Source organism: Halobacillus litoralis, assembly GCF_009856445.1.
In the GTDB taxonomy this organism is placed as follows: Bacteria; Bacillota; Bacilli; order Bacillales; family Halobacillaceae; genus Halobacillus; species Halobacillus litoralis.
In genome coordinates this window covers 171,377-197,849 of sequence record NZ_WMFA01000004.1, presented here as the reverse complement: position 1 = coordinate 197,849, position 26,473 = coordinate 171,377, and the positions used below count along the sequence as shown (strand labels likewise).

Sequence of the window (26,473 nt, the reverse complement as noted above, 5' to 3'; positions counted from 1 at the left end):
GCCTGGATCTAATCCAAGCGCCTTTCCTTTACGACTGCAACCGAACTTTCCGGCTATTTTTCGCTTGATACATCTCCTGATCCGCCTCATCCAAAATGCTGACGAAATCCTTTTGCCCGAACACGAATTCACATACGCCAATGCTGATGCTGACAGGAATCCGGTGTCCCCCTTGATGGAACGGTTCAAGAAAAGCATGGTGGATGCGGGCACACAGTTCATCCGCACTTTCGCCGTCCTGTATTTTTTGAAGGATGACGAATTCATCGCCACTCAACCTGTACACGTGGCCGCTCCCTTTCACCGCTTCATGAAGGAGGGCAGCGATGGATTGGAGCATCTCATCTCCCATCACGTGGCCGTATGTATCATTGATCCTTTTGAATTCATTTACGTCAATAAACAAGAGAACATGGACTCCGCTCTCCTCCCCTTCGAGGAAACGCTGCTGCAAAGCCTGTCTGTTCGGTATCCCTGTCAGATCATCATGGAGGATATTCTTTTGGGAACGCTCCAGGTTGACCAGCGTTTTATTAATGTTTTTATTCAATTCACCAATCATGCCCCCGGACCGAAAGGTGGTCCTTGCAGACAAATCCCCATTTCGAACCGCGTTCAGGACCAGATTCACATGTCGGATGAAACGTTTTGTAAAGTAATAATAGATCAAATAGTTGACTGACCCTAACAGTGCCCCAGCAAAGACCGAAGCGATCATGAAGAACAGGAACAGTTGATCCGGAATCGGGATGAACTGATCGAGGACCAGTGAAAAACTGATGCCCATGACAGTCCCGAGCACGATATAGATAATGAGCATCCATCTCAAATAATTCATTTTCATACGAAGACGACCTTTCCAAAGGGGTTCGAATAAACAGTGTCTTTGAAGTCATTAAGACCTAGGTCTATTTACTCTAAGATAAAGATACCCCTCCTCCTACATCTGAAACGTTTCAATGTTCAAATGATTCCGGATAAGGCTTCTGCTTCTTTCTTCAGTGCTTCGGCAGCCCCTACGATTTCCTTATATCCTGCAGAGGCTCCGTTGATCTGTGTCTGGCTGCCTTCCACATCTTTTCTGATCTGCTCTGTTCCTGATGTGATATTGGAAATCTCTTTCGTTATGTTATCGATATTTTCGCGCACCTCTCCGATCGACTCTTCCACCTTCGTCGAAAGCTTCCGCACTTCTTTGGCAACGACATCAAATCCGCGACCATGCTCGCCGGCACGAGCCGCTTCAATCGCTGCATTCAAGGATAAAAGGTTTGTCTGCGCGGCGATGTCCCTGATCGTCTTCACAACTCCCTGGATGTCTTCTGCCTGGGCACGCAAGTCGATGAGGATATCCGTGTTCCCTTTTGATTTCACAGCGATTTCATTGATTTTATCGTTCAGTTCTTCGTGTTGGCGAACCCCTTCTTCGGCCCTTGTATTCAGTGTGACAGACATCTCTTTCAAACTCTCCACCACTTCGGTGATTTCACTTTGACGCTTCGTAATATCTGTCGCAATCTTCATGACACCGACGATTTCTGCGTCATCGTACACCGGCATGTAGGTTGCTTCCAACCAGACACGACGGCCTTTCGCATCTTTACGTTCGATTTTATCCTGAAAACTGCGCCCGCTCAGCAGGTCGTTCCAGAACGTATCGTATTCTCTACTTTTAGCAAAATCATCAAAACAAAAGTTCTTATGATGCAAGCCCATCATGTCTTCGGTTGACCGGAACTGCATCGTCGATGAAAAGATTTCATTCACGTAGGATACTCTCCGGTCGGTCCCGAACTGGATGATGGCCAGATTCTTTTCCGCCGCTTCAAACATTAGATCTTTCTTCACATTCTTTTTCTCTAAACTATGTACCATTGTAACAACCCTCTCCCCTGTAATAATCCATAATACCTATCCCTGTATATTCATCATTATACCCACTGGAAAGATGTCTGGCAATTTTAATGTTTTAGACAATTAGAGTACAAGAGGATAAAAAAAGTCCGGAACAACCGTCCCGGACTTCTGCTTATTTTTTGATCATCGTAATGAATGGACACGCCTCTGTCTGGAATGAAGCCTGTTTGACAAAGCCCATGTTTTCATAAAGACGGATGGCCCGTTTGTTGAAGGTGGCCACGGAAAGTCGGATGGGGACCCCTTCATTTTCCTGTTGAATTTGGGCAAGGACCTTTTTCCCGAAAAGATGACCATTCCCCTGTCCTGTAAGCGAAGGGTGCAGTCCGAGACCCATATCGACAGCGGTTTCTTCATAGACGCCGTCCTTTTCACCGGCAGGAACTTTCGCACTCTCTCCCGTGCAGAAGAAGCCGATGAGCGTTCCCTTGTCATCCAAAACCGAACGGTAAGTTCCGTCCAACCGCTCGGCAAGCGCCTCTTCGGACAGTTCCACGTTGTAAAAATCGTAAGGCGGCTCGTACGTCCACTGGAGAGATTCTTCCGCATATTCTTTCGTCATGGTTTGTAAAGAAAGGTTCAACCTGCTCCCCCTCGTTCAGCACCAGTCCTCTTCAAAATGTTCCATCTCGGCAAGCATCATCTGCAGCCGGGACTTTTCCGGTGCTGTTTTGATTTTGTGTTTCTTTTCATACCGATACGCCCCTTTCCGGTGCGCTTTCGCCAGTTTTCCGGGGTGCTGCAACCACGGATGCCCAGGTTCACTTTCCTCATACTTTCTCACGTTCAGCAGAATGTCCAGTTGCTTCCGGATGATGCGCTCCCTGTGATGGCGGTAATAATCGGTCGTTCTGTTTTTCATCGTACCCACGTCCTGTCCCTCGAGATTTGACACGATCCCGCAAGGAGGCTCAAGGCACTCACTCTCTCCCTACAGGAACGTATCAAATGGCGTGGTGGTCATCATCATCCTGCACCTCTTTCTCCGTTGATCAGGCAAGCAGGCACTCGTGTTCATAGAGGTACGCATACCTCAAGTCGATGAAAAGGAAATGCTGATCCGTCAGTGGAAAGCTGAACGTCCGGACCATTTCCTTCGTTTCGATATCGGAATAAAGACCAGAAAGCAACCCGGTATTGAGGGCTTTCATCTGCATGACGTTTTCGAGGAAATATGGACGGAACGCCCAGTTCGCTCCACGCTTGTGGGGCTCGAGTTCCCATACATCGGTCTTTTTCCTGAAGTTCGAGGACACCTGCTGGCCATCCATGTGGCAGACGAACATCCGGAAGCTCTCTTCATCGAACTGCTGGGTGACCCCTTCTATGAAGGTGTCCGCTTTCTTCGGACCTTCCCACCTCGGCAGCAGGTTCTTCACTTTCTTTTCCCACGTTTTGATGAAATCATGGCGCTGCTGCAGTAAGCTTTTTTCACGCTGGACATAACCAGCCATCTTCTCCCCGATATTCAAGGCGAGCGATTCCCGGGTGACCGGTTGGAAGGCAGGGTACCCGAGATAGAACCCTTGGTAATAGCGGCTGCCATGTTTCCATGCAAAATAGAGCTGGTAGTCATCTTCTATGTTTTCAAAAAGAAGGGCCGCCCCGATCCTGTGTGCGAGCATCGACAGTGAGAACATGATGTCATGGAACGTATCTCCATTCTGCTGGCGGATGATCCTCGAATCGATTTTCAGGATATGCGGTTCCAGCTGCCGGATCCGGTCGATGTTCGAGCTCTTCGCTCCGACATGGTCGACCGCAATCTGGATGCCGTACGTTTTGTAATAGAGAAGCAGATGGTTCAACGTCTCGAACTCTTCATCGAAATCATGCTCCGTGACTTCAATGACGATCCGGTTCAACTCCAACCCCTTTTGTTCATATTCAAGCAGTGACTGTATGAGGTCGTCCCCGTCATTGATCATCAACTGCTTCGCATTGCGGTTGATGAACAACATCCCATCGGTCCCTTTTTCTAAAAACTGGTCGACCGCAAGCCTCAGCACATGCTGATCGACTTCAACCTTGAATTCTTCCGGGACGTCGGGGTCCAGGAAAAACGGACCTAAACTATGCCATTTCCCATCTTCTTCATAGCGTGCCAGGACTTCGTGGCCGATGACGCCCTGGTTGATGGCACTGACGATCGGCTGGAAGACTGGTCTGATTTTATGTAAATTGCCTAAGATATCGAGTGGATCCATGTGTCCCCCTCCTGCTTTTCTTTATCTGCCTCCATTATACACGATTTTTTGATGGAATTATAAATGATGAATCCGAAGAATGGTAGAAATGAAAGAGTAGGAATAAAGTTTTATCTAAGGCGAAATTTTTGTGATGGTTGCCTTATATTTGACTATACTCCTTGTCTGATAATTTCATATAATAGGAGGAAGTTCAGAAAGGAGACTGACTTATATGAAAACCGTTGTCATAGATGCTGGTCACGGAGGGTCGGATCCTGGTGCAACCTTTCAAGGGTTCCAGGAGAAGACCTTCAATTTGTCTATTGCCCTGAATGTCCAACGCATCCTTTCATTGAATTATGAAGTAAGGGTTCTAATGACCCGAACGACAGATGCTACCGTATCCCTCAGGGACCGCACAAACCTCGCCAATCGTGTGAACGCTGACTTCTTCTTATCGATCCACAACAATGCGGCAGGAGGAAGCGGCTTTGAAAGCTATATCTACAACGGTCCTTTGGCTCCGAATACACGAACCTATCAAAATATCATCCATGACACCACCTACCGCGCGATCCGAAAGTACAATGTACGCGACCGTGGGAAAAAACGCGCCAACTTTTTCGTGACGAGGGAAACGAACATGAGCTCCCTGCTCATCGAAGTCCTGTTCGTCGACAACCCCGCCGACCTTGCGCTTTTGAGGAATTCCGCCTTCATCAATGATGTCAGCCGCGGGATCGCCGAAGGCGTCGCGGATGCACTCGATCTGCCGAGAACCCCATCACCACCTTCACCACCGGGGGATGGCAACTTGTACCGGGTCATCGCCGGGTCGTTCCAAAACCGCGAGAATGCTGAACAACGGGTCGAAGCACTCGCTGCCGAAGGCTTCCCCGGCTTTGTTGTACCGACGACGATTTCAGGAACAACGTATTACCGTGTGCAAACAGGCGCTTTTTCTAATGAAGAAAATGCAAAAGAACAGGTGGAGCGTCTCAAGCGCATCGGAATTACGGATGCCTTCATCATCCGCGGCGAAGATGCACCTGCCCCACCTCCGCCACCGGAACCGGGGGAACCTGGAGACGGCTTGTTCCGTGTCATCGCCGGGTCGTTCCAAAATCGAGTGAATGCCGATCAACGCGTCGCCTTCCTCGCCCAAAATGGCATCGACAGCTTCATCGTGCCGACCGAAATCAACGGCGTAACCTATTTCCGCGTGCAAACCGGCGCATACGCAGAGAGGGAAAACGCCGAAGCCCAGGTCGCACGTCTTAAAGCCATCGGCATTACAGAAGCTTTCATCGTGCGTGATGGAGATACCCCTGCCCCACCACAACCTGAGCCAGGCGATGGATTGTTCCGCGTCATCGCAGGTTCATTCCGTAACCGTGAGAATGCAGAAGAACGAGTCGCTTTTCTCGCTCAAAACGGCATTGTAAGCGTGATTATCCAAGTGGAAATCAACGGTGTCACCTACTTCCGGTTGCAGGCCGGTGCCTATTCCATGAGAGAAAATGCCGAAGCACAGATCGCACGTCTCCAATCGATCGGCATCACGGATGCCTTCATTGTCACGGACGGATCGACCCCGCCGACGGAACCAGAACCTCCTGTCGACGACGGTGGGTACAAGATCTTCGGTGACATGTATTTGACCGCCTGCCAGCTCGATGATTACGCGAAAACTGTAAACCCTGGCGCTCCTAATCTCGGACACTTCTATTTGAAATACGGAGAATTTTACGGCATCCGCGGCGACGTCGCTTACGCCCAAGCGCTTAATGAAACAAACTACTTCCGCTTCACAGGAGATGTGAGACCGGAACAGAATAACTTCGCCGGCATCGGCGCGACCGGTGGAGGCGTTCAGGGAGCCACCTTCGCCACACCAGAAGAAGGCGTCCACGCCCACATCCAGCATCTTTACGCCTATGCTTCAACGGATCCCATTCCAGCAGGATTGGAAAAAGTAGATCCGCGCTTCGACCTCGTCACGCGAGGGATCGCCCCGACGTGGACCCGCTTGAACGGCCGCTGGGCTGTTCCTGGAGAGACGTATGGTCAGCTGATTTTGCAGCTTCATGAGCGGAATATCACTTTTGTGCTACAAGAGATGGAAAAGCAGCGTGTGCAGTTGAATGATGTGCTTGACGAAATATAAAAAAGAGCCAGTCTCCTTCTTCGGGAGTACTGGCTTTTTCTATGATTATAAGCTTGTCGCTATCCAAATAAGTAAAAAAGCGAATCCTGCAGCAGCCACAAGGTGAACACCATTTCCCTTCGTTATCCCTTTTGCGATATCAAAGTCTCTAAGGATAATGGCTCCCCAACCCGCTGAAACCAATAGAATAATGATGACTGAAATCAGCGTATCATTCATAACAGCCCTCCATACTACTCTTTAGGATTCTATTACCTGGAGAGACCACTGACAAACCCTTTCTACCGATTAAAGGAGAAATATATGATAGGCTTCAATAAACGCCTGTAAAGATACAATCCAGCTCTTCCCCTTGCACTTTTCACGCGATACCATTAAAGTATATAATGGTTCAAATCCTGCCTAAATGGTAATGGATATAATAGAAACAAGACATTTACAAAAAATACTACGATTATTTTCAATAAAGAAAGGGTTCAGATATATATGAAAGAGAATTTCTGGCATGAGTTGCCGAAACCGTTTTTTGTCCTGGCACCGATGGAAGCCGTGACGGACGTCGTGTTCCGTCATGTCGTGAGTGAAGCGGCGAGACCTGACGTGTTTTTCACAGAGTTCACGAATACGGAAAGCTACTGCCATCCGAAAGGAAAAGACAGCGTACGCGGACGTCTGACGTTCACTGAAGATGAACAGCCGATCGTCGCCCACATTTGGGGTGACAAACCTGAATACTTCCGTCAGATGAGTATCGGAATGGCCGAAATGGGATACAAAGGAATCGATATCAACATGGGCTGCCCGGCTCCGAACGTCGCGACAAAAGGGAAAGGCTGCGGACTGATCCGCCGTCCGGATGTCGCCGCAGAGATCATTCAGGCTTCGAAAGCCGGCGGACTTCCTGTCAGTGTGAAAACCCGTCTCGGTTATACGGAAGTGGACGAATGGCGCACATGGCTCAAGCACTTGTTGGAACAGGATATCGTCAACCTTTCCATCCACCTTCGTACGAAAAAAGAAATGAGTAATGTCGATGCACACTGGGAGCTGATTCCGGAAATCAAGAAAATGCGTGACGAAATAGCTCCAGACACACTTCTGACGATCAACGGAGACATCCCTGACCGCCAGAAAGGTCTTGAACTCGTAGAGAAATACGGCGTCGACGGAGTCATGATCGGACGCGGAGTCTTCCACAACCCGTTCTGCTTCGAAACAGAGAAGAAAGAGCATAGTAGTGAAGAACTGCTCGATCTTCTGCGTCTGCAGCTCGACCTGCATGATAAGTACTCAGCAGAACTTGAGCCACGTCTTTTCAAACCGCTCCGCCGCTTCTTCAAGATTTACGTGCGCGGTTTCCGTGGAGCCGGTGAGCTCAGAAACCAGCTGATGAACACAGAATCGACCGATGAAGTGCGCGCTCTCCTTGATGAATTTACGGAAAACGCAGGCGTACAGGAAGAAAAAAGTTTCTCCATTTCTTAATTTTAGAGAGAGAAAAGCCATCGACGCTTTTCTCTCTTTTTTTATTTGGCGCCGGTAGATGGCCTGAAGTAAAAAATAAAAGCATGGATCCCATCCATGCTTTTCCCTAAGATATTATGCTTCGAGTCCTGTGTAATGGACATCTCCATAAACACGTCCCAATGATGTGTGCAGACGTTTAGAAATGTTTTCAGCCTTTTCCATTGGAATATCCGTTTTAACGACGATCGTTTCAAAGTTTCTCTTCATACTTTTATTGGGCCATACATTAACGAAAACGTCATATAGCGAGTCATCTTCTTCTGTCGCCTGCAAGTAAGATATGGTGATATAGTTGCCACCAATATCTTCAATTTTTTGTGTAATTTGATTGTAGTCCATCTGTTTCACCTCTAATAATAATTAATCTTCTGCTTAAAAAGCCTAAGATATGCCTTACCTACTATACATGAATTAGAGGGAGGATGATAGTCCGTTTTTGATCGATGACAGGAAGATACCTTTCCTGTGTAGGGAAGGATTCACGTAAGCTTACGTATACGGTGATTTTCCGGTTAGCTATTGGTTTTAAGGATATCGTTTGCGCTCCCAGTCCTTCCCCTGCTCATCGTGGATCCTCCTCAAGCAGCGATCAATCACCAACGTTGACAGAGCCTTTCACCCTCACCTTCTTCTCATGAAGGGAGGCTTCTATTTTCTCTTGATAATATCGTTTGAAAGATGCGAGTTCTTCATCTGCGATCGAAACATCATCCCCCCGCCTCCGCTTCAATACTTTCACCACGGTTTTTGAAAAAGGAGAACTCAAGGCCCACTGGCCGGCCTCATCCTTCGAGTAGATGCGTTCGTCCTCCAAATAATAATAGACCCGGAGGATGTTCAACACACTATAAACCGGTTCCACCTCGACATTTTCCAGACAATCCTCATAGTCGCTCAGAATCGAATCCAAATAGTCCTGCTTCGGAACAGGAGGGAATACTTCATCGACCGGCTTTCCGAACAACACACACCCGCTGTGATGGATGATGGTCAGATGAGCAGCCAAGTCTGGATCTTCCCTTTCTTCGCCATAGGTTGATCCGCCTGTGAGAAAACGGTTCCTCCAGTCCTCGCTGTAGTGGTAATCAAACGGACACGGGTGCTGCCATTCGTCGAGCTGACGGCGGTTCAATACAGAGATTTCGATCGGATAAGGAGAGCCCGACTGTTCGAGAAGAAAATCTGTCAGCTGAACGGCATCCATACGGGACATCGGTTTTTCCGTCACGACAATCAAATCGACATCACTTTTCGCAGGCACAAATCCACCTAAGACAAGCGAACCATGTAGATACACACCTGTTATATTCTCACCGAAAATTTCATAGAACTTCTCCGTACATCCTACGAGAAAAGCATCGACCATTGATTTACCCTCCTAGATTCTTTGAAGATGCGTATCCTTGAAACCGGTCGGATATTTCAGCCCATACCCGAACATCCTGTCCATCCCGTTATGCGCCATCCAAATCAAGCTGATCATTAAGAGGGCATCCAGGGAGGCAGCGATAGCAGCTACGATAAGCAATAACGGTAGAACATAACTATGGGAAAGGTTATAGACAACCGCCCCGACTCTCTCATTGACGAGGTATCCGAGCATGGAAATGTCGAAGATCAATAAAAGGAACACGAAGGCGAGCCAGCTGAAATCATTCTGCTGGTAAAAATATAAACTTGCCAGGAATACGAATGCTCCTTCCATATGAAGCAAAACCCTCGTCACTTCAACCCCTCCTGTTCACCACTTGTGATACCAAACTCTATCTGCTTCCATTTTAATAGGAATCTTTGTATGACCAACCTATCATAATTCATTGGACAAAAGTTCAAATTTTAATAAACTTAACCAAATGTTTAGGTATCCACCTTAGGTAAGTATCGTGGTGCTTCTTTTAGGAGGAATCCAAACATGATGCTTAAAGAAACTTACATACTCTCAAGCAATCCGCCTCGATCTGAATATCGGAGGAAGCTGAACTTTCCATCCTCATCCAAATTGATTCTTCCTTGCACCGTTGTAGCATCTGTTTCGCCATCTTTGCTGTATTCCACATCGACCTCAAAAGCGTAAGCATTATTTTCTTCATCTTTATCAATGTTAATGTCTGTTGCGTTCAATTCATAACCGCTCCTACTTGCTTCCCTGATATACATCGAAGCTTTTTGTAATTGTGTTATGTCTTTGTATCCTTTTTCATTAAAGTAAGGTTTGTACGTCTCCTCTACATAATTCCAGAGCTCTGCATTCGTCCCCTCCCTATAGATTTCTTCCGTTTTTTCACTCGGGCCATTAAATTCGTGTTCGAGAAACTCCCGTACTCGCTCACGATTCTCATCTGAAGGGGTTGTGGCTTCGTTTCCCTCACTTGAATCTCCCTCTTGTTCCACAGAGCTTTGATCCGAATTTGTGCAGGCACTGGTAACGAATAAAACGGATAGGATGGTTGCTATGACGATTAAAATCCTTTTCACCTTGAAATTCCTCCTTATATTCCTTCTTGCTTCAATGGCTAGTGTCCTTCTCTTTTGGTCCTAATTCCCTACAAAGGAAAAAATATGCACCAATACTCCCACCCGGACTTTGAAGAGTAATATGTAAAATAGTGAAACATTGAAGCCCGCACATACGTATATTCATAGTAAATGGAAGATAGATTTCCCACAGATGATGACTCCGCCTCCTCCTTCTCATTGGGAAGTGACGTAGGCATATCTTAGTCTCAACCCCCATTTTGTGGTATTCTTGAAGTAGCATAGATTCATTTAGTCGTGGAAAAAGGAAAGATGGAAAAGGGGCTGACGAAGCATGGAAAACCTCAACTCTTTTATGCTTGAGAATTTGGAAAGAACATTCATGCCACATACCTCCGAATATCAGCGCTACATCGATTTTCAAACGATGAGAGATATGAAGCAGGTGATCAAAGGAAAACGCCCTGTTTATTTCGATCTGGATATAGAAGAACTGGTAGAAATGAAGAAGAGATATATCATGGATGGATTTTGGAACGGTGTCTTATTTTCCGCCGTGATTCCGAAGTCCAACACATTCAGAGGAACCCTCGAATTTTACGGCAAGCCGCCGAAAATGCTGCTCGGACGCTTTGAATGGATCGAAGAAGAAAAAGCCTTCCTCCCTACTTTTCTGAAAGAAGAATTCACCAGAAAAAAAGGACTTGGAGGCACGCTGAGGGATTTTTCAGAGATCCTGTTCAAACATGTGAACACCTATGTCGAGCACATGGAAATATCCGGAGAGAGTACAACGTTTGAACAACCGGAGGAACCGATCTTCGAAGACTGGGACTTCCCGTTTCTCGAGAACCATCCGGACCTTCAACAGGAGTGGACGTCTTTGAAGGAACGGACAGAGAAACAGTTCAGAAGGATGGAAGAACTCGACATCGAAGAACAATACTCTCTTGAGACGATGATGGACAAAGACGTCCCCAACTTCATCGCATCGTTTCAGCGATTATCAGATGAGAATAAAGAAAAACGGAAACATGAACTGGTAGAGACGATGTACGATCTGCAGAAGTTCATTGAAACTCTGGAGCGAAAAGAAGAAGAAAGCCATACGCAGAACTTTGCCAGAAGCAAAGGCATCATTGCTTCCAAATATAATAAGGAAGACGAAAACTTCCTTTCGCGAAAGTAAACGACCTTTTTGTTTTTCACAAAACCAACGAATGACATACAGGAGGTATGGACATGAGTAAACATTCTCCCTATAAAGATAAAGAAGCGGAAATGAACCAACAGGACCTGAGAGAAGCGATGACGCTTATTGAAAAAGAAGATATCGACCGCCTGAACGAAGAGGCCGAAGCTTACGCCGGAAGGTTCGATACATCCAGGGACGACTCCCTATCTGACGTGATGAGAGAACTTGGAGACCTCGGAGAAAGAGAACAGCGTGTTGCCGGAGAGACGATGGAAACGTTGAAGCGGCCAGTCAACGACCTCATGACTAAAGGCAATAACGACATCCCCGATTCACTGAGAGAACTCGAAACGATCGTATCGAACCTTGATCCAAAGCGCACTGAAGGCAATGGCGTGCAGAAGTTCTTTTACAAACTAAGCAAAAAGCAGCCCATCGACCGCTACATGAAGAGGTATGAGACGGTCGATTCGAAGATTGATATGGTTGTTAGGAGCCTGCTTGCTGGGAAAGACCGCCTCGAAGAAGATAGCGTCGAACTGCAGCTGATTAAAGAAAATGCCCAGAAACGTATTTATGATTTGGACAAGCAGATCTACCTCGGTAAGAAGCTGTTTGAGCTTTTGAGAGAAAAAGAAGCGACCGGCGAATACGACCTGGCACTGATTACCGAAGGAAAAGAGAAAATCATTACACGTACGAGAAACATGACGCAGATGAAGAGTGTGCTGCATCAGAGCATTTCTTCTGTCGATATCATCAAGAAAAACAATGAGAAACTGAAGGAATCGATCCGTAATGCGGTGACGTTGACGAAAAACATCATTACCGTCTCTGCTTCCATTCAGCTCGCTTTGAATAATCAGCGGAAAGTAATTGATACGGTGAACGGGGTCAATAAAGCGACTGAGGAGATGCTGCTTTCGAACTCCAGGAATCTGAAGGAGAATGCGCAAGAGACGACAGAGATGATGGAAAATCCGGCCATTAGTATGGAGGCTCTTCAGGAGTCTTTTGATAATGTGTTTGATGCATTGAAAACGACAGAGCAGTCGTCGGAACGGATTATTGCTTCGAGTGAGCAGTTTATTGAAGAGATGGATGCTTTGAATGAAAATGTCCGGAAGAGGTTGTCGCAGACGGGTAGTCATAGAGAAAGAGCGCTTCGTGACTGAAGCGCTTTTTCTCTATGTGATAATTTATATAAGATTTATATTGTGTTTTGCATTAAAGGACTATTTCAGATTAATTTATACATTAAATGAACGAGTTCGTAAAAGGAATTAACTTAGTACCAAATAGTCATTAAATTACTAAATTACGTCTAGTAAGTTTCGATCATTATTGCTTATATTAGCTAAATGATATTGAAATAAAAGTTAGGATAGATCTATTTAAGACTTTTCACTGTTTGCCTTACTCTCACACCGGGTTCAAAAAGGAATGAAACCTAAAGTTAATGGAGGTATTTATGACTAAAGAGAAGTACACTGAAGCAAATTATATTAAACTTCATTTAAAGTATGGAGTTGGAATAGCAGCATTATTCGTAATAAATGCATTTACATTCAATTTAGCTGACGATGACAAGATAGTTAATTATATAGGTTTTGCGGGAACTATCACTTCAATACTATTGGCAGTAGTAGCAATCATATATAGTTTCTTCCAATCTCAAGGATTCGCTAATACCCAAAGTAAATTAGATGATTCTGCTGATAAGATTGAAAATATCACTAATGAATTGAAAGATGTGACAGATTATAAAGACTTCATAAATCAAATTGATACAAGGTTAAACACTTTTGATAAGCAATTGAACACATTTGAAGAGCTTCATCCAAAGTTTGATTCAATGCGAGAAGAAATATATGAAAGAATTGATTCTTTAACAAGGATATTAGAAAGCAGCGAAACTGAGCCGAACTTTCAACCACTACCCACTGAAAAAGAGAATAAGGAAATTGTAAAAGCAAATTATACACAAGAATACCTTGAAAAGTTTCTATCATCATTTTCAAATATCGATGTCTTATATATTATTGCGGTAAGAAAACATCACTCTAAGAAACAAGCCCTAAGACTAGGAGAATATGTAGTATTTGTAAATTACTATATACTTAATGAGAAAAATGATGACCTATTATCCGGTAGATTTAATGGAATAGCCTTAACCCTCAATAGTATGGGTGTTTTAATAATTAATCAAAACGACCCAAAGTATTTTAATTTTAAATATTTGGATGAAAATTTCATTAAGGCAATTGATGCGGTAGAACAGAGAATCAAAGAGGGAGAAAATCAACAAATGAAAAAATACTTAGAGTATATTGATAAATATGTTTCATCAGGGTTTACTGTTTCTGGTGAAAAAGTTACTGACTATGTCAAGAAAGAATCATAATCTTAATACTAATTAGTCATATATTATTTAAGAAATTGCCTGACCCCCACCTCGTTAGCACTGTAGCGCAGTGGGAGGGCAGGTACTTTTTTTGGTGAGTAAAGCAATCCTGCACCATTTTTAGTGGTTTAAATAGGAAGCTAACCGAGTAAAAAAACAAGAAGGGGGTGCTGAACCGACTGTGAAGATCGTAAACAACCAAAAACGTTTTGAATCAACTAGAGCTTATTTATAAAGATTATAACTAAAATGGGAAGGCCGTATCTGAGGGAAAAGAAAAAGGCTGGCATACAGCCAGCCAAAATCAGATGATAAAAGAGAATTTGATTCCAATTCACAGTGAAAATGTATCTATCCTTTACTTGATTGCAAAACATCTCCTAAAGCATTTGTAATTACATTTATGGCGACAATCCCTACATAAGAAGCCCCTTTATCATAGGCATTGTTAGCTCCAATCGCATCATTAGCAACCGTACCTATTTTAATATTTCGCTCTTTGGCTTTCATGTAAATCCTGTCTACAACTTTCCTAACTTCCGGGTGATTTGGTCCTTCCTCTTTATAACCCATATTGACTGACAAGTCTGTGGTTCCAATAAAAGGGAAATCGATCCCTTCGACATTGAAAATTTCATGAAAATTTTCTGCCGCTTCTAAAGTTTCGATGTGAGGAATGACTAAAATTTCTTCATCTGATTCGTCTAAAAACTTTTTCCCTTTTTCTTTTCCATAGTGAGCAGCGCGATGTGAATACGCTGCTCCTCTCCGTCCTTTGGGAGGATATTTTGCTTTTTGTACTGCTTCTTCTGCCTCTTCTTTCGTGTTGATCATCGGTACTTGGATACCTAATGCCCCGCGGTCTAATGCCTTCTGTATACTCGATTGATCATAGGAAACACGAACGATTGGCACAAGGTCAACGGAATCAGCGGTACGAATCATATCTTCCAATTCAGTTGTGCTGAATGCGCCGTGTTCATCATCAATAACAACAAAATCATAGCCTGCATACCCGATCATCTCTACTAGAGGGGGAGAATAGATCCCTAAAAAGCTACCTAATACACTTTTACCATTCTCCAATTTTTCTTTCAGCGGATTCTTCAAAAGTCATTCCTCCCTTCGGGTGTTTCTAATAACCAGGCACGTAAAGCTCCGCTAACTGCCTCCGGCTGCTCTAAACTGCTCAAATGGCCGCATTGATCAATGACTTTCAAGGTAGAGTTTGGTATTAATTGTTCCATTTCTTCATGAAAAGCCGGGGGACACACGTTATCTTGCCTCCCTGTCAATAAAAGAGTGTCGCACTGTAACTGCTCCAAGTTCTGTCTCGCATCTGATCTTGTAGCAACGGCTTTAAGCTGGCGGATATAGGCCTCAGGCCCAATCTTTTCTGCCATGCTTACTATGGTGGAGACTAACCTCTCATCCTGTTGTCGATTGGGATGAATCAAATTAGGCAATAATTTTTCTTTAAAGACTTCCATAAACCTTCCTTGTTCCACCAAGTGCTCGAGGTGATCCCATGTTTCCAATTGCTCAGGTCGGGGGGCATATGGATTCGAATGAAGAAGAGCAATTTTGCTGACGCGCTCTGGTGCTTGACGGACGACTTCCATCGCTACGATGCCCCCTAATGATAATCCAGCAAGCGCAAAAGTATCTGGAGCTCCTTCCAGTACAGAGTGAGCCAGCTCCTTTATAGACGTAGCTCCCGTAAGGTCAATGACAGTCATATTTGCAATGTCGTCAAGGCTTGCTAGTTGATGCTTCCATAAACGTTCATCACATAAGGTGCCTGGAAGAAGGAGTAATGGGGTTTTATGAACCATTACCTTTCTCCAGACCGAAGTTTTTCAGCTATTTGTTTCTCTAATTCTTCAAAATTATCAGGTTTAATCATTTTTCCTTTTTCATCGGCATGGAATCCATATTCCGAGGCTTGCTTAATGATTTCGGGCGCCCAGTATGGATCTTTCCCGTCATACACTTTGTGTTGTTCTAAGACAGCAAAGCACCAAGCATCTTCCTCGCTGATATTTTCAAATCCTCTCCATAACCCTGGAGGTAAAGAAATCATATCCCATTCATCAATAATCGTTTCCCCTTCTATTTCTTCTGGACCATCTCCCCAATAAAAACGCCACTTTCCAGTCAATGGAACAAAGGCCTCAATATAATCGTGGCTATGAAAGGCTGGTCCATTTCCAGGCGGCGCCTTCACCATTCCAATTTGAAAACCATGGGGTTCTGTAATTTCCGGAGAATATTTGTCGTTTTCACTGGCTGTATCACCGATTAAGGCATAATTCAATCGTTGGTGTCCAGGGATGATGCTGTCTATAAACATTAAAGGAATTGATTTTGATTTTAACTCATCAAAGCGAACAATCCAGTTTTTCTCCATTTCCTCATTAGTTACGGATTTTTTTACTTTCGGCTGTTGATTTTCCATACAATCCTTCCTTTCCGATTCTATGATTCATTGTTTTATTTCTACTGAGGCTACTCCCCACCCTAACTGCAGAGAGGAATTACTTTTTTATAATTTAAATGTGATGAGTTTCATTTCTGTCATCTCTTCGATAGAATACTTGATCCCTTCACGTCCTGTTCCGCTGTTTTTCACTCCTCCATACGGCATTTGGTCTACCCTGAATGTCGGAACATCATTGACCATCACGCCACCAACCTCAAACTTTTCAGCTACCTCAAACGCTTTATTAACAGATTCTGTGTAGATGCCCGCTTGAAGACCATATTCTGAATCGTTCACTAGAGAGATCGCTTCATCCAACTCTTTATATTTTGTAATCGTTACAATAGGAGCAAAAGCTTCTTTACAATTGACTAGGGAATTCTGATCCGTCTCTGTGAAGACGGTCGGCATCAACATATTCCCCGATCGTTTCCCCCCTTCAACAATGGAAGCTCCCGATTGAACAGCTTCTTCCAGCCATTCTTCTATCCGTACCGTTTCATTGGGATGTATAAGAGAAGAAAGGTCGGTTTCCTCTGAAAGGGGATCTCCCAATACCAGTTGTTTTGTTTCGTTAACAAAACTTTCGATGAAATCTTCATAAAGCGCTTCTTGTACGTAAATACGTTGAACAGAAATACATACTTGACCAGAATAGGCAAAAGCACCTTCCACACAACGCTTAGCAGCTCCCACAAGATCTTCTGTACTATCAATGATTACAGCTGAATTGGACCCGAGCTCCAGCGTCACTTTTTTCAGCTTTGCTTTCTCTCTAATACTAAGACCTACTTCATAACTGCCAGTGAAAGTGATGTATTTCACTTTGTCATGCTTCACAAGCAAATCCCCAATCTCACTGCCTTTTCCAGTAACAACATTCAATGCACCATCCGGCAAACCAGCTTGTTGAAAAAGGTCCGCTGTGAACAAAGCACTTAGAGGGGTTTGTTTTGCTGGTTTCAAAACTACTGGATTTCCCGCGGCAATAGCTGGTCCAAGTTTATGAGCAACAAGGTTGAAAGGAAAATTGAAAGGTGTGATGGCTGCAACCACACCCACAGGTTCACGAACGGTATAACCAAACCGTCCACGTCCACTTTTGGCTGCATCCATAGGAATGGTTTCCCCATGAATACGCTTTGCTTCTTCTGCAGCAAATTTGTAAGTTTCAATGGTTCGGCCCACTTCGCCCCTTGCAGCTTTCAACGGCTTGGCACATTCCTTAGCCAGTATAGAAGCGGCTTCCTCTGCATGCTTTTCAAAAAGAGAAGACACTTTCTCGAGAATGTTCGCCCTTTCTAACGCGGTCAACTTCTTGATTTGACTCGCAGCATCATCTGCTGCCATAATCGCTTGTTTTACCTCGTTTTCAGAGGCCAATGGGATATATCCTAGCAATTCTTCACTGTATGGAGATGTCAATTCATAATATTCATTTGCTTCCTGCCAACTGCCATTGAGAAACAATGACTTTTTTATGGTCTTATTCTGCAAATCATCTACTCCTTTATTGGCCACGATAGGCATTTTCATAGATTTTTAATATTTGATTTTCTGATAGTTCATAAGGCGTATTCGAAAGAAGGCGATCTACTTTTGATGCTTGTTTTGCAAGTAACGGAAGATCTTCTTCTTGAATCCCAAGCTCTGATAAGGAGGTAGGGAGGTTTAATGTTTCTAACAACTCATAAAGGTAATGGACAACCGCACCTTTTGCTTGATGGGGATGGTTTGTAAAATCACCCAGATGCAAAAATGAAGACACTTCTACCATTTCTTCCATGCAGGACTGCCCGATCACATCGAATACAAACGGCATGAGTAGCGCATTCGCCACCCCGTGTTCTACATGGCACTTTCCACCTAGTGGGTAGGCCAGAGCATGGACCGCACCCACTCCTGCATTAGCTAAGGAAACACCAGCAAGTAGACTAACCCAGCTCATCTCTTTTCGCGCATCTAAATCTTTTCCGTTATGAACGGCTTTCGGAATATTGGCAGCGAATAATTTCATCGCTTTTTCTGCATACATTTTCGTCATTGGAGTCGCCCGCTCAGCGACATACGATTCTAGAGCATGCGTGAAAGCATCCACACCTGAAGCGGCTGTCACTTTTGGAGGGCAAGATAAAGTGAGGACAGGATCAACAATGGCTACGTCAGGTAACAAACTTTGACTCACTAACCCTCGTTTAACTTCCTGTTCTTCATCACCGAAGATAGCGTTCATCGTGACCTCTGAACCTGTGCCAGAAGTCGTCGGTAACAAAATGCATTTAACGCTTCGTGTCTCTATGGGTTTTTGCCCGCTGAAGCACAAGGACAGTTCCTCCTCATGCGCCAGTGCTGCCGTCGCTTTAGCTACGTCCAGAGCACTTCCCCCTCCGATACCGATAATCATGTCGCTTTCATACCTTCTCACCCAATCAATCGAATGAGCAAGCAGATCAAAACTTGGCTCCCCTGAGATATCAGTGAATGTAGTGATATCTTTGTCTAGAGGTGCGAGTAGATCCAAAACTTTCTGTACAACTCCTACTTTTTCCAACCCTTTATCGCTGATAATGGTGATTTTACGGGCATCTAGTTTCGTCACTTCTTCTGCAAGAGTGAGGTTGGCATTCACTCCGAACCGTACATACCCCGGCATGAAAAAATCCTGAAAGTCTTCCGTTTTCACTTGTGGTTGGGTTGTTTGCATTGACATTTCATCCCCTCCTAGTATTTGAATCCGCATTCAAAAAACAATACATGTTTACTCACTTTCTTCTGAATGGAAATGATCATCCTCTGAATCCATGTGCACCTGCCGTAGTACATCTAAGCCGTCAAAGGTAATCCATTCTTCCACCACCTTCTGGTTATATACTTTCAGATGACTAATGCCTGGGATTTCCACATGGTTTCCACTAGGCTCTCCAAAATATCCAATCCCCTCATGAAGTCCCATCATCCTCCATCTGACCGCCACATCCCATTTTTCATCAGAGAGTTCGTTACAAGTCACTCTTTCCACGATGAACTTGGCATTTGGAAATGATGCAAATAAACTCACAAGCATCCCTTGTATTTGTTGGGTACCAATCAAGTCCTTGTCACAAATATAGTGGACGGTCGAATGATCCATATAAAAATCTTTGACCTTGTTGAATAGCCTCCGCTCCCATATGTGGTTATAGAGTTCCAGAATAAAATCTCCGATTTCAAACTCATCATGTTTAGGTATATAGGCGGTCGGCATGTACTGGCCTTCCATTGTTTCATTTACCCCAAACCTTGTTTGCAATGAGGCTTTTTTATTCTTCGTTTTTTCAGCCAATTGCTTTGCGACTGCAACAGGATCAAGATCTAGCTGCTGAACAATATAAAGGTTATCCCTGACCAACCATTCTTCAATGATTCGGTTGGAATGTACGAAGCAATCCACGATCGTCCGGAAGAATGCTTTTTTCCCTGTTGAAGGCCCAAAGGATGAATCTCCAAGATTCGTAGCTTTTGATGCAATACGATGGGAAGAGTAAAAACCTTCTTGGTCATTCCCCGACCAAACAACGTTTTCTCCCAGCAATCTTCTGTCAGGGAAAGCGTGCAAGGTTTGTAAAGTTCCGGATACCACTTCATTAATCCCATGAATATTAATGGTACCCGTATGCATAACGACATTACTGTGATACGTGTCATAAATCACGCCAATGCCTTTTTCCTCCCAGATGTTATGAGTGATTTTCAAGATATAATCTACAAAATCCGAATATTTCTCATCGAACCCTTTCATGCTCTGCTTTTTCTCTTTATTCTGAGAATACTCATTATAATCCGCGTACCCGACTGGATTCACTTCACTTGTGTCGCCATAATAAACGCGGTCATGACTTAAGTTTGTTTCATGATTCAACTCATTTTCTGTACTTTCCATAAAGACGCTCCTTCTGATTTTTGAATCCGCATTCAAAATTGGATACACATTTAAATTGCCGTCCAGCCTCCATCTACTTTTATCGTTTCACCTGTAATAAAATCGGCCATATTCGATGCCAAGTAGATCACAGCTCCCGTCACGTCCTGAGGTCGTGCAAGTTTCCCTATAGGAATTCTATTGATGACATCTTCTCGGAATGAAGGCTCCTCCAACATCTGTTTGGTCAATTCTGTTTCAATAAATGTAGGAGCCACTGCATTCACATTAATATTTTGAGAGGCCCATTCCACAGCCAAAGATTTTGTTAGTTGTACAGCCCCGCCTTTACTAGCACAATATGGCGCTCGTTTGAAATAACCGACAAAAGCCATCTGTGAAACAATGTTGATGATCTTCCCTCTCTTCTGCTTAAGCATGTACCGACCGGCCTGCTGAGAGCAGAAAAAACTGCCTTTCAAATTCGTGTCAATCATGGAATCCCAGTCTTCTTCTGTCACTTCAAACGCTGACTTTGGCAAGTTCACACCTGCATTATTTACGAGGATATCAATACCTCCCATGAGCCCAGCAGCTTCATCTACCATCTGAATAACATCTGTGACTTCTCTTATATCAGACTTGATATAATAATGCGGTGAGCTAAACTTCATCAGTTCATTCTTAGTCTCTAGTAAGGCATTCTCATCCCTTCCTGTAATGACAACAGAAGCACCGAGTTTAGCGAACTCGATAGCTATATCTCTTCCAATTCCTTTACTTCCACCGGTGACAATGACTTGCTTTCCTTTTATATCAGAGAAATAGTCAGTCATCATTTCACTCCTTTCCTCTTTAATTATGGTTTGTATACGCCTGTCGTTTTTCTAGAAATAAGCTCAGGTTCTAACACAATCTGTATTGGAGCATCCACGTGTTCTTTCTCTTCAATTAAAGACACGAGTTTTTCTAGAGTTAACATCGCCATTTTCTCTTTAGGTTGAGTGATGGTTGTCAGTCCTATGAATTGGTTCTTGGCAAGATCAATATCATCGAATCCGATAACGGAAAGTTGATCAGGTACTGAAATACCTTCACTGGCAGCAGCATCTAAAACGGCCAGCGCCATTTGGTCAGAAGATGCAAAAAAACTAGTAGGCCTACTCTGTTGGTTTAATAGATTCTTCGCAAACAGATAAACTTCATCATAAGAAAATTCACGATCATATATGAACTTGTCATTCATTTTCAAACCAAATTTATCAAGGGCATCTTTAAATCCTAAATTACGCAGATGTGTCGTTACATATTTAGAAGGACCTGCAATGTAACTGATTTCCCGGTGGTTAAAATGGTAAAGGTGTTCAACAGCAAGCTGAGCCCCTTTATAGTTATTGACAGCAATGTAGTTAGCATGATCATGCTCCATAATGCTGTTGTAAAGAATGATAGGAAACCCTTTATCGTAAAGTTCTTTGATTTTTTGATTATCCTTATCTGCTGAGGCAATAATGATGCCGTCTACACGTTTTCCCATCAGTGTCTGAATGTACTTATTCAAGTTTTCCTCACTATGATTGGTATTACAAAGGATAACGTTATAATCCATTTCCTGCGCTTTCCTTGTAATTACTTTTGCCGACTCTGAAAAAAATGGGTTCGTAATATCTCCAAGAATCAAACCAATGGTTCTCGTTTTCTTGCTTGCCAAACTTCTGGCAATTTCATCTCTAGTGAATCCTAATTCCTCAATGGCGGTCAGGACCTTTTGCCTGGTTGTTTCTTTCATAAAAGGATAGTTGTTCAATACTCTTGAAACAGTCGATTGTGATACTCCAGCTTTTTCAGCAACATCATAAGCACTAATACGATCTTTCATTTTTTAAAATCCCTTCTATTATATACATTTCATCTTTTTTAATATTAGAACATTCAGTCTTCTTTCATTATAACTGAATTAGGAGTAGAAAGACCGTTTGAGCGATAAAGAATCCTAATAAAATGTAAGTGTACTTGTCGATGGCACCAGGTAAAATAGACGTTCCTTCCTGATCTTCGGTTCGACCCTCTGCCTTGAGCTTTGCTCTTTGACCAAGGATTGTGAATTCTTCGGAGCCCACTTTTTCTGTTTTGAAAAGAAAACTTGCTGTGTAACCAATGATTAGTGTAAAAGCACAGCCAATAGGGTAATTCCATAACCAGTTCACAATTCCCATCTTGCCTATATAGGCTGTTAGAATGATCCCAACTACAAAACCGATAGCTACCCCTTTATCATTTGCTTTCTTCGTCAACATTCCAAGCAGGAACATAGCAAGAATTGAACCAGAGAAGTAGGAAAGATAACTTCCGACTACTTGGAGGATCGAAGCTGTCGTGTCCCCGAAAGCCAATAACGTGAAGACAATCAGCAATAATCCAAAAACCAATGTGAAAATCATAGAAACTTTAAGCGAAGCCTCTTCGCCTTTTGTAATGAATTTTTCATACACATCTTTTATGAACACCGTTGTGACAGAGTTCAGTACAGAGTCAATACTTGACATGGCAGCTGCAAAAACCCCAGCTATCATGAGTCCAAGAACACCAACAGGAATATTGGAAGCTATGAAGGTGATCATAACATTGTTGGAATTCTCGAATGAACGACCATCCATCGTGATAAACAACAACACACCAATTAACATAAACACAAAATACATAATATTCATAACAAAACCACTGATACAAATGGACTTCTTCACTTCAGTGACGGATTTGGCAGCAAACATGCGCTGTGTTTGGGTTTGGTCTGTAGCATAATATTTCAACCACAAGAATGTACCACCAATTAGCGCCACCCAAAACCCGTTTTCGAGTTGGACATCCAAAGAGAAATCAAGCGCTGCAAGCTTTCCATCTTCCTTAGCTTCACCAAGGGCTTCAAAGAAACCCACCTCCAGGTTAGCGATGATAATCCCCATGGTCACAATGAGTCCTCCCCATAGGACAATCATTTGTATCGCATCGGTCCAAATGACTGCTTTTATCCCGCCAAGAAGCGTATATATGATTGATACGACGACGACGATAGGAACCACCACAGACAAGGACCACCCCGTAAATTGCTGGATGATTAAAGAAGGTATAAAAAGAAATGATCCAACCTGAATGATATTCGATACAACAAATCCAAAAACCGCCAACATGCGGCTGATCCCGCCAAGCCTCATTTCAATATATTCATAGATAGACGTAACATCCAAGTTGTAGAAGAATGGCAGAAATACGGACAACGTAATGATCATGACAATAGGGATACTGTAATTCAACATAAAAGCAATCATACCTGACGTATAGGCCCACCCTGGGCCTCCAATAAACCCATTAGCACTCATCGTAGTAGCAGCAATCGATAAAGCGATCGGTAGAGTTGCTACGGATCTGCCACCAATGAAATAATCTTTCTGTGATTTATTTCCCTTCCCTAGCATGTAGCCCATAACTATTAATCCTGCCATATAAGCTACAATAATCGTTATATCAATTGGATGCATGTGATCACCATCACTCTCCTGTATTATTCAAGATCTATTACCTTCACCTGATAAGGTATTGTCTTTTTCTAAGCCTATCGAAAATATCAATATCTAACTGAAGCAAGTATTCTACAATGTCTATCAAGACCCAGTTTTCTGCTAGTAAATCATCTTCTCTCCTCCACCAATCCATAACTCTCATCGTCACTTTTTTGTTTGGGGCTGGTATTCCCAACCATCCCGCGCCCGTGTGTGTCGCTTCCACACTAGGCCACCCCGTTGAAGCGATATAAGTTCCATCAGCAAACCTTGACGCATGATTGTGCCCACCCACACGGTCCGGCAGCGCTTTGACGAAAGGTCCTTGATGGTAATCTTTGAATCCCTTTATTCCCTTAGTCGACCCTATTCCTCCAGGTCCATACCACATAAAGTCCTCTTTCCAAAATGCTTCCAATCCCTGCTTTTCTAAGCCGGAGGTTGCTTTCCTGAGACCTTTAAAGATCATATCCTCTACCAGTTGGAGAGATTTCGCTCTCTCATGAGTATCATCTACTTTCAACAAAAGTCCATCGTATGTAGAAGGGCCGGGTACGTTAATTTCAGGAGCTAATGTTGGAATGAACTTGAACCCCGCTTGTCTCATAACATCAAGCATATCGATTAATAATCTTGTTTCAATAATTTTTCCATCCTTGATTTTATGGAACTCACCAAACCTTATCCACGTCGCATGTTGACTAGCAGGAATATCCAGCCAATCATTTACAAATGTTCCGACAAAGTTTCCGGTGGCAGTGACCCATTTATTCTCTTGGTACTCTCCTGCCATGAGAATATAGGAGTCTTTTTTCAAATCTGGAAAAGAACTAACTAATGGTTTGTAGAAAGTGTTTATGATCTGCTCAATACCCTCTACTTTGTTAATAGGATGAAAACCGTAAAGGACTGCATCCTCATGATAATAATCCTTAATGTCCTCAGCGATACTATCATTATTTGAGTAGTACAACTTTGATGAAAGTTCATGAATCATTTTCTTATTTTTCAAATGTACAGATTCCATTTAACCACTACCTTATCTAAATTTTTAAATTTTGAATCCGCATTCAAAACAGACAAAAAGATAATCCTTAAAGTAAGTCTTATACATTATGAATTATTGAATCCGCATTCAAAAATTCATAAAAAAAGATTTTCGAACGATTTTGGAGGTTCCCCCTTCCTTTATGAGTTACTGAGAATTATAAAGAAAAAAAATCCAATAGTAAAGGATATTTTTTAATTTTCTAAATATTTAGCCACTATTGAGTTTGGTTTTACTCTAGAATATAGTTAACATCACACTGGCCATCTTCTGAAGGAGAATGTACTGAAGAAACTGTCGCAAACCGGTAGTAATAGACAAAGAGCGCTTCAGTCACGAAGCGCTCTTTTGTATGTGATGTTTAGAATCATATTCGACCTGTTAAGTAAATCCAACCTTTTAGCACCTGCAAATTTGTCTTTTCACCTGTTACGATTCCACCTCGGGATTACAACCCCACTTGACTGGCCGCATACGCTGCATGTTCTTTACTGAAACCTTCAAAAACCAACTGATCAATCAAACCCTGTCTCGAAAAAGCCGTAAAATCAAGATACTCCTGGGCTTTGATCACCGCCTGTTCCTCCCAATCCACCGATATATTTTCTACACCATAAGTAGCATCTTCTGTGCTGAATCCCTCAAACTCCAATTGATCGATCAACCCGGATTTCGAGAATGCCATGAAATTAATGTAATGCTCAGCCATAGCAACCGCCTGCTTTTGAGAAACAGTTACGCTGTCTTCTTTAGCTTTACGTTCGGCCTCTTCCTTTGCTTTCCGGTCTGCTTCTTCTTTCGCCTTACGTTCCTCTTCTTCTTTCTTGGCTTTCTCTTCTGCTTCCTTCTTCGCCTGTTCCTCAGCCTCTTTGGCTTCCTGCTCTTTCTGTGCTTGTTCTTCCGCTTCCCGTTCTTCCTGTTCTTTCTGGGCCTGCTCTCTAGCTTCCTTTTCTTCCTGCTCCTTTTGGGCTTGTTCTTTAGCCTCCTGTTCTTCTTTCTCTTTAACTTCCTCTTCCTGATTGACGTTCAAATCCGTCTTTTGACCTTCTATGGAAGCTTTAGCTGTAGCCTCTTTCGCAACAGGTGCTTCATCACTGATCGATCCTACAACCAGCGCGAGGACGAGAAGTACGAACAGACATCCACCCGCCATCGCAAAGTTCTTCAGCCTGTTAATCTTTCCTTTTGCGAAAGCTAAAGCAGTAAAGATGATGACTCCCAGAAAGGCGGTTAGCATGAATACCTGCAAGAATGCTAGAAGAATTCCATCATTGGACCCCAGGATCACAACTAGAGCCAGAAATGCGTATAGACAACCTCCAGATTTCATGAAATCTCTGCGTTTGTTTCCTTTCCCTTTTTCAAAAGCTAATGCAAAGAAAACAATCACACCTGCTAAAGACGCCAGCATTAAAATCATTAAGATTGTCTCCACTGACAACCTCCTCTTTATTCGTTTTTAAACAGCTCCTTCCATTATATTAAGTGAACAGCGATACTTTCCTTTTTCATTCATCCTCTTCAGACGTTTTCTATCGCTCTATACATCCGTCTATTTCATTCCCATGCCCTCCCCAGCGCTTGACTACATGCATACAAATACTACATCGATAA

General features: G+C 43.4%; 26 protein-coding genes. 5 read left to right on the top strand and 21 right to left on the bottom strand.

The window, feature by feature from the left end; translation table 11 throughout:
• Positions 1-28: 28 nt before the first annotated feature.
• The 5 genes from GLW00_RS12965 to GLW00_RS12945 form a co-directional block, all read right to left on the bottom strand.
• Positions 29-844 carry a GGDEF domain-containing protein gene (locus tag GLW00_RS12965; RefSeq protein ID WP_160914704.1) on the bottom strand — a complete coding sequence of 272 codons (816 nt, stop codon included), beginning with the start codon at positions 842-844 and terminating at the stop codon, positions 29-31.
• A gap of 119 nt (positions 845-963) precedes the next feature.
• Complete coding sequence (locus tag GLW00_RS12960; protein ID WP_160914702.1) at positions 964-1,875, bottom strand: methyl-accepting chemotaxis protein; 912 nt, start codon at positions 1,873-1,875, stop codon at positions 964-966.
• Between the two features lie 154 nt (positions 1,876-2,029).
• A complete protein-coding gene (locus GLW00_RS12955; protein WP_237417510.1) occupies positions 2,030-2,500 on the bottom strand; it encodes a GNAT family N-acetyltransferase in 471 nt (156 codons plus the stop codon).
• Positions 2,501-2,515: 15 nt separating this feature from the next.
• Positions 2,516-2,779 (bottom strand): hypothetical protein, encoded by a 264-nt coding sequence (locus tag GLW00_RS12950; RefSeq protein ID WP_160914701.1) that lies wholly within the window; start codon positions 2,777-2,779, stop codon positions 2,516-2,518.
• Positions 2,780-2,909: 130 nt separating this feature from the next.
• Positions 2,910-4,124 (bottom strand): EAL domain-containing protein, encoded by a 1,215-nt coding sequence (locus GLW00_RS12945; protein ID WP_160914699.1) that lies wholly within the window; start codon positions 4,122-4,124, stop codon positions 2,910-2,912.
• 214 nt (positions 4,125-4,338) lie between these two features.
• Between GLW00_RS12945 and GLW00_RS20720 the strand changes: the two genes are divergently transcribed.
• Positions 4,339-6,273 carry an SPOR domain-containing protein gene (locus GLW00_RS20720; RefSeq protein ID WP_160914697.1) on the top strand — a complete coding sequence of 645 codons (1,935 nt, stop codon included), beginning with the start codon at positions 4,339-4,341 and terminating at the stop codon, positions 6,271-6,273.
• Positions 6,274-6,318: 45 nt separating this feature from the next.
• Here GLW00_RS20720 and GLW00_RS12935 read toward each other — a convergent pair whose 3' ends face one another.
• Positions 6,319-6,492 carry a hypothetical protein gene (locus GLW00_RS12935; protein WP_160914695.1) on the bottom strand — a complete coding sequence of 58 codons (174 nt, stop codon included), beginning with the start codon at positions 6,490-6,492 and terminating at the stop codon, positions 6,319-6,321.
• A 267-nt stretch (positions 6,493-6,759) separates the two neighbouring features.
• Here GLW00_RS12935 and GLW00_RS12930 point away from each other — a divergent pair, with 267 nt between their 5' ends.
• Positions 6,760-7,758 carry a tRNA dihydrouridine synthase gene (locus GLW00_RS12930; RefSeq protein ID WP_160914693.1) on the top strand — a complete coding sequence of 333 codons (999 nt, stop codon included), beginning with the start codon at positions 6,760-6,762 and terminating at the stop codon, positions 7,756-7,758.
• Between the two features lie 114 nt (positions 7,759-7,872).
• Here GLW00_RS12930 and GLW00_RS12925 read toward each other — a convergent pair whose 3' ends face one another.
• The 4 genes from GLW00_RS12925 to GLW00_RS12910 form a co-directional block, all read right to left on the bottom strand.
• A complete protein-coding gene (locus tag GLW00_RS12925; protein ID WP_160914691.1) occupies positions 7,873-8,139 on the bottom strand; it encodes a hypothetical protein in 267 nt (88 codons plus the stop codon).
• A 250-nt stretch (positions 8,140-8,389) separates the two neighbouring features.
• Entirely contained in the window at positions 8,390-9,166 is a 777-nt protein-coding gene (locus GLW00_RS12920; protein ID WP_160914689.1) for an aminoglycoside adenylyltransferase domain-containing protein, read from the bottom strand.
• 12 nt (positions 9,167-9,178) lie between these two features.
• Positions 9,179-9,526, bottom strand: a complete 348-nt coding sequence (locus tag GLW00_RS12915; protein ID WP_160914687.1) for a DUF4260 domain-containing protein — start codon at positions 9,524-9,526, stop codon at positions 9,179-9,181.
• Positions 9,527-9,729: 203 nt separating this feature from the next.
• Positions 9,730-10,275: a hypothetical protein gene (locus GLW00_RS12910; RefSeq protein WP_160914685.1), complete on the bottom strand. Its 546-nt coding sequence runs from the start codon at positions 10,273-10,275 to the stop codon at positions 9,730-9,732.
• Between the two features lie 334 nt (positions 10,276-10,609).
• Here GLW00_RS12910 and GLW00_RS12905 point away from each other — a divergent pair, with 334 nt between their 5' ends.
• The 3 genes from GLW00_RS12905 to GLW00_RS12895 all read left to right on the top strand — a co-directional run bounded on the left by GLW00_RS12905 (position 10,610) and on the right by GLW00_RS12895 (position 13,874).
• The gene (locus tag GLW00_RS12905) at positions 10,610-11,464 is read left to right on the top strand and encodes a hypothetical protein (protein WP_160914683.1); all 855 of its coding nucleotides are present in this window, start codon (positions 10,610-10,612) and stop codon (positions 11,462-11,464) included.
• Between the two features lie 53 nt (positions 11,465-11,517).
• Positions 11,518-12,645, top strand: a complete 1,128-nt coding sequence (locus GLW00_RS12900) for a toxic anion resistance protein (protein WP_160914681.1) — start codon at positions 11,518-11,520, stop codon at positions 12,643-12,645.
• Between the two features lie 296 nt (positions 12,646-12,941).
• On the top strand, positions 12,942-13,874 hold the full coding sequence (locus GLW00_RS12895; RefSeq protein ID WP_160914679.1) for a hypothetical protein: 933 nt from the start codon (positions 12,942-12,944) through the stop codon (positions 13,872-13,874).
• Between the two features lie 351 nt (positions 13,875-14,225).
• Here the strand turns inward: GLW00_RS12895 and GLW00_RS12890 are convergent, their stop codons facing one another.
• The 11 genes from GLW00_RS12890 to GLW00_RS20820 form a co-directional block, all read right to left on the bottom strand.
• The gene (locus GLW00_RS12890; RefSeq protein ID WP_160914677.1) at positions 14,226-14,984 is read right to left on the bottom strand and encodes an HpcH/HpaI aldolase family protein; all 759 of its coding nucleotides are present in this window, start codon (positions 14,982-14,984) and stop codon (positions 14,226-14,228) included.
• Positions 14,981-15,709, bottom strand: coding sequence for an alpha/beta fold hydrolase (locus tag GLW00_RS12885; protein WP_160914675.1), 729 nt, complete (start codon positions 15,707-15,709; stop codon positions 14,981-14,983). The genes GLW00_RS12890 and GLW00_RS12885 overlap by 4 nt, the downstream gene beginning before the upstream one ends.
• A complete protein-coding gene (locus GLW00_RS12880) occupies positions 15,709-16,332 on the bottom strand; it encodes a cupin domain-containing protein (protein ID WP_160914673.1) in 624 nt (207 codons plus the stop codon). The genes GLW00_RS12885 and GLW00_RS12880 overlap by 1 nt, the downstream gene beginning before the upstream one ends.
• Before the next feature lie 87 nt (positions 16,333-16,419).
• Positions 16,420-17,853: an aldehyde dehydrogenase family protein gene (locus GLW00_RS12875; protein ID WP_335808477.1), complete on the bottom strand. Its 1,434-nt coding sequence runs from the start codon at positions 17,851-17,853 to the stop codon at positions 16,420-16,422.
• Positions 17,854-17,866: 13 nt separating this feature from the next.
• On the bottom strand, positions 17,867-19,066 hold the full coding sequence (locus tag GLW00_RS12870; protein ID WP_160914671.1) for an iron-containing alcohol dehydrogenase: 1,200 nt from the start codon (positions 19,064-19,066) through the stop codon (positions 17,867-17,869).
• Positions 19,067-19,114: 48 nt separating this feature from the next.
• The gene (locus GLW00_RS12865; protein WP_202412490.1) at positions 19,115-20,275 is read right to left on the bottom strand and encodes an ester cyclase; all 1,161 of its coding nucleotides are present in this window, start codon (positions 20,273-20,275) and stop codon (positions 19,115-19,117) included.
• A 50-nt stretch (positions 20,276-20,325) separates the two neighbouring features.
• Complete coding sequence (locus GLW00_RS12860; RefSeq protein ID WP_160914669.1) at positions 20,326-21,090, bottom strand: SDR family NAD(P)-dependent oxidoreductase; 765 nt, start codon at positions 21,088-21,090, stop codon at positions 20,326-20,328.
• Between the two features lie 23 nt (positions 21,091-21,113).
• Positions 21,114-22,133 carry a LacI family DNA-binding transcriptional regulator gene (locus GLW00_RS12855; RefSeq protein WP_160914667.1) on the bottom strand — a complete coding sequence of 340 codons (1,020 nt, stop codon included), beginning with the start codon at positions 22,131-22,133 and terminating at the stop codon, positions 21,114-21,116.
• A 67-nt stretch (positions 22,134-22,200) separates the two neighbouring features.
• Entirely contained in the window at positions 22,201-23,790 is a 1,590-nt protein-coding gene (locus tag GLW00_RS12850) for a sodium:solute symporter family transporter (protein ID WP_160914665.1), read from the bottom strand.
• 43 nt (positions 23,791-23,833) lie between these two features.
• Entirely contained in the window at positions 23,834-24,838 is a 1,005-nt protein-coding gene (locus tag GLW00_RS12845) for an ester cyclase (protein WP_160914663.1), read from the bottom strand.
• Positions 24,839-25,307: 469 nt separating this feature from the next.
• Entirely contained in the window at positions 25,308-26,294 is a 987-nt protein-coding gene (locus tag GLW00_RS20820) for an Ltp family lipoprotein (RefSeq protein ID WP_202412489.1), read from the bottom strand.
• Between the last annotated feature and the right edge of the window lie 179 nt (positions 26,295-26,473).

Coding starts and splice junctions, on each gene's coding strand:
- GLW00_RS12900 (WP_160914681.1), top strand. CDS start 11,518: ATGAGTAAACATTCTCCCTATAAAGATAAAGAAGCGGAAATGAACCAA.
- GLW00_RS20720 (WP_160914697.1), top strand. CDS start 4,339: ATGAAAACCGTTGTCATAGATGCTGGTCACGGAGGGTCGGATCCTGGT.
- GLW00_RS12885 (WP_160914675.1), bottom strand. CDS start 15,709: ATGGTTCATAAAACCCCATTACTCCTTCTTCCAGGCACCTTATGTGAT.
- GLW00_RS12935 (WP_160914695.1), bottom strand. CDS start 6,492: ATGAATGATACGCTGATTTCAGTCATCATTATTCTATTGGTTTCAGCG.
- GLW00_RS12920 (WP_160914689.1), bottom strand. CDS start 9,166: ATGGTCGATGCTTTTCTCGTAGGATGTACGGAGAAGTTCTATGAAATT.
- GLW00_RS12965 (WP_160914704.1), bottom strand. CDS start 844: ATGAAAATGAATTATTTGAGATGGATGCTCATTATCTATATCGTGCTC.
- GLW00_RS12930 (WP_160914693.1), top strand. CDS start 6,760: ATGAAAGAGAATTTCTGGCATGAGTTGCCGAAACCGTTTTTTGTCCTG.
- GLW00_RS12855 (WP_160914667.1), bottom strand. CDS start 22,133: ATGAAAGATCGTATTAGTGCTTATGATGTTGCTGAAAAAGCTGGAGTA.
- GLW00_RS12845 (WP_160914663.1), bottom strand. CDS start 24,838: ATGGAATCTGTACATTTGAAAAATAAGAAAATGATTCATGAACTTTCA.
- GLW00_RS12860 (WP_160914669.1), bottom strand. CDS start 21,090: ATGACTGACTATTTCTCTGATATAAAAGGAAAGCAAGTCATTGTCACC.
- GLW00_RS12850 (WP_160914665.1), bottom strand. CDS start 23,790: ATGCATCCAATTGATATAACGATTATTGTAGCTTATATGGCAGGATTA.
- GLW00_RS12960 (WP_160914702.1), bottom strand. CDS start 1,875: ATGGTACATAGTTTAGAGAAAAAGAATGTGAAGAAAGATCTAATGTTT.
- GLW00_RS12945 (WP_160914699.1), bottom strand. CDS start 4,124: ATGGATCCACTCGATATCTTAGGCAATTTACATAAAATCAGACCAGTC.
- GLW00_RS12895 (WP_160914679.1), top strand. CDS start 12,942: ATGACTAAAGAGAAGTACACTGAAGCAAATTATATTAAACTTCATTTA.
- GLW00_RS12880 (WP_160914673.1), bottom strand. CDS start 16,332: ATGGAAAATCAACAGCCGAAAGTAAAAAAATCCGTAACTAATGAGGAA.
- GLW00_RS12925 (WP_160914691.1), bottom strand. CDS start 8,139: ATGGACTACAATCAAATTACACAAAAAATTGAAGATATTGGTGGCAAC.
- GLW00_RS12865 (WP_202412490.1), bottom strand. CDS start 20,275: ATGGAAAGTACAGAAAATGAGTTGAATCATGAAACAAACTTAAGTCAT.
- GLW00_RS12950 (WP_160914701.1), bottom strand. CDS start 2,779: ATGAAAAACAGAACGACCGATTATTACCGCCATCACAGGGAGCGCATC.
- GLW00_RS12870 (WP_160914671.1), bottom strand. CDS start 19,066: ATGTCAATGCAAACAACCCAACCACAAGTGAAAACGGAAGACTTTCAG.
- GLW00_RS12905 (WP_160914683.1), top strand. CDS start 10,610: ATGGAAAACCTCAACTCTTTTATGCTTGAGAATTTGGAAAGAACATTC.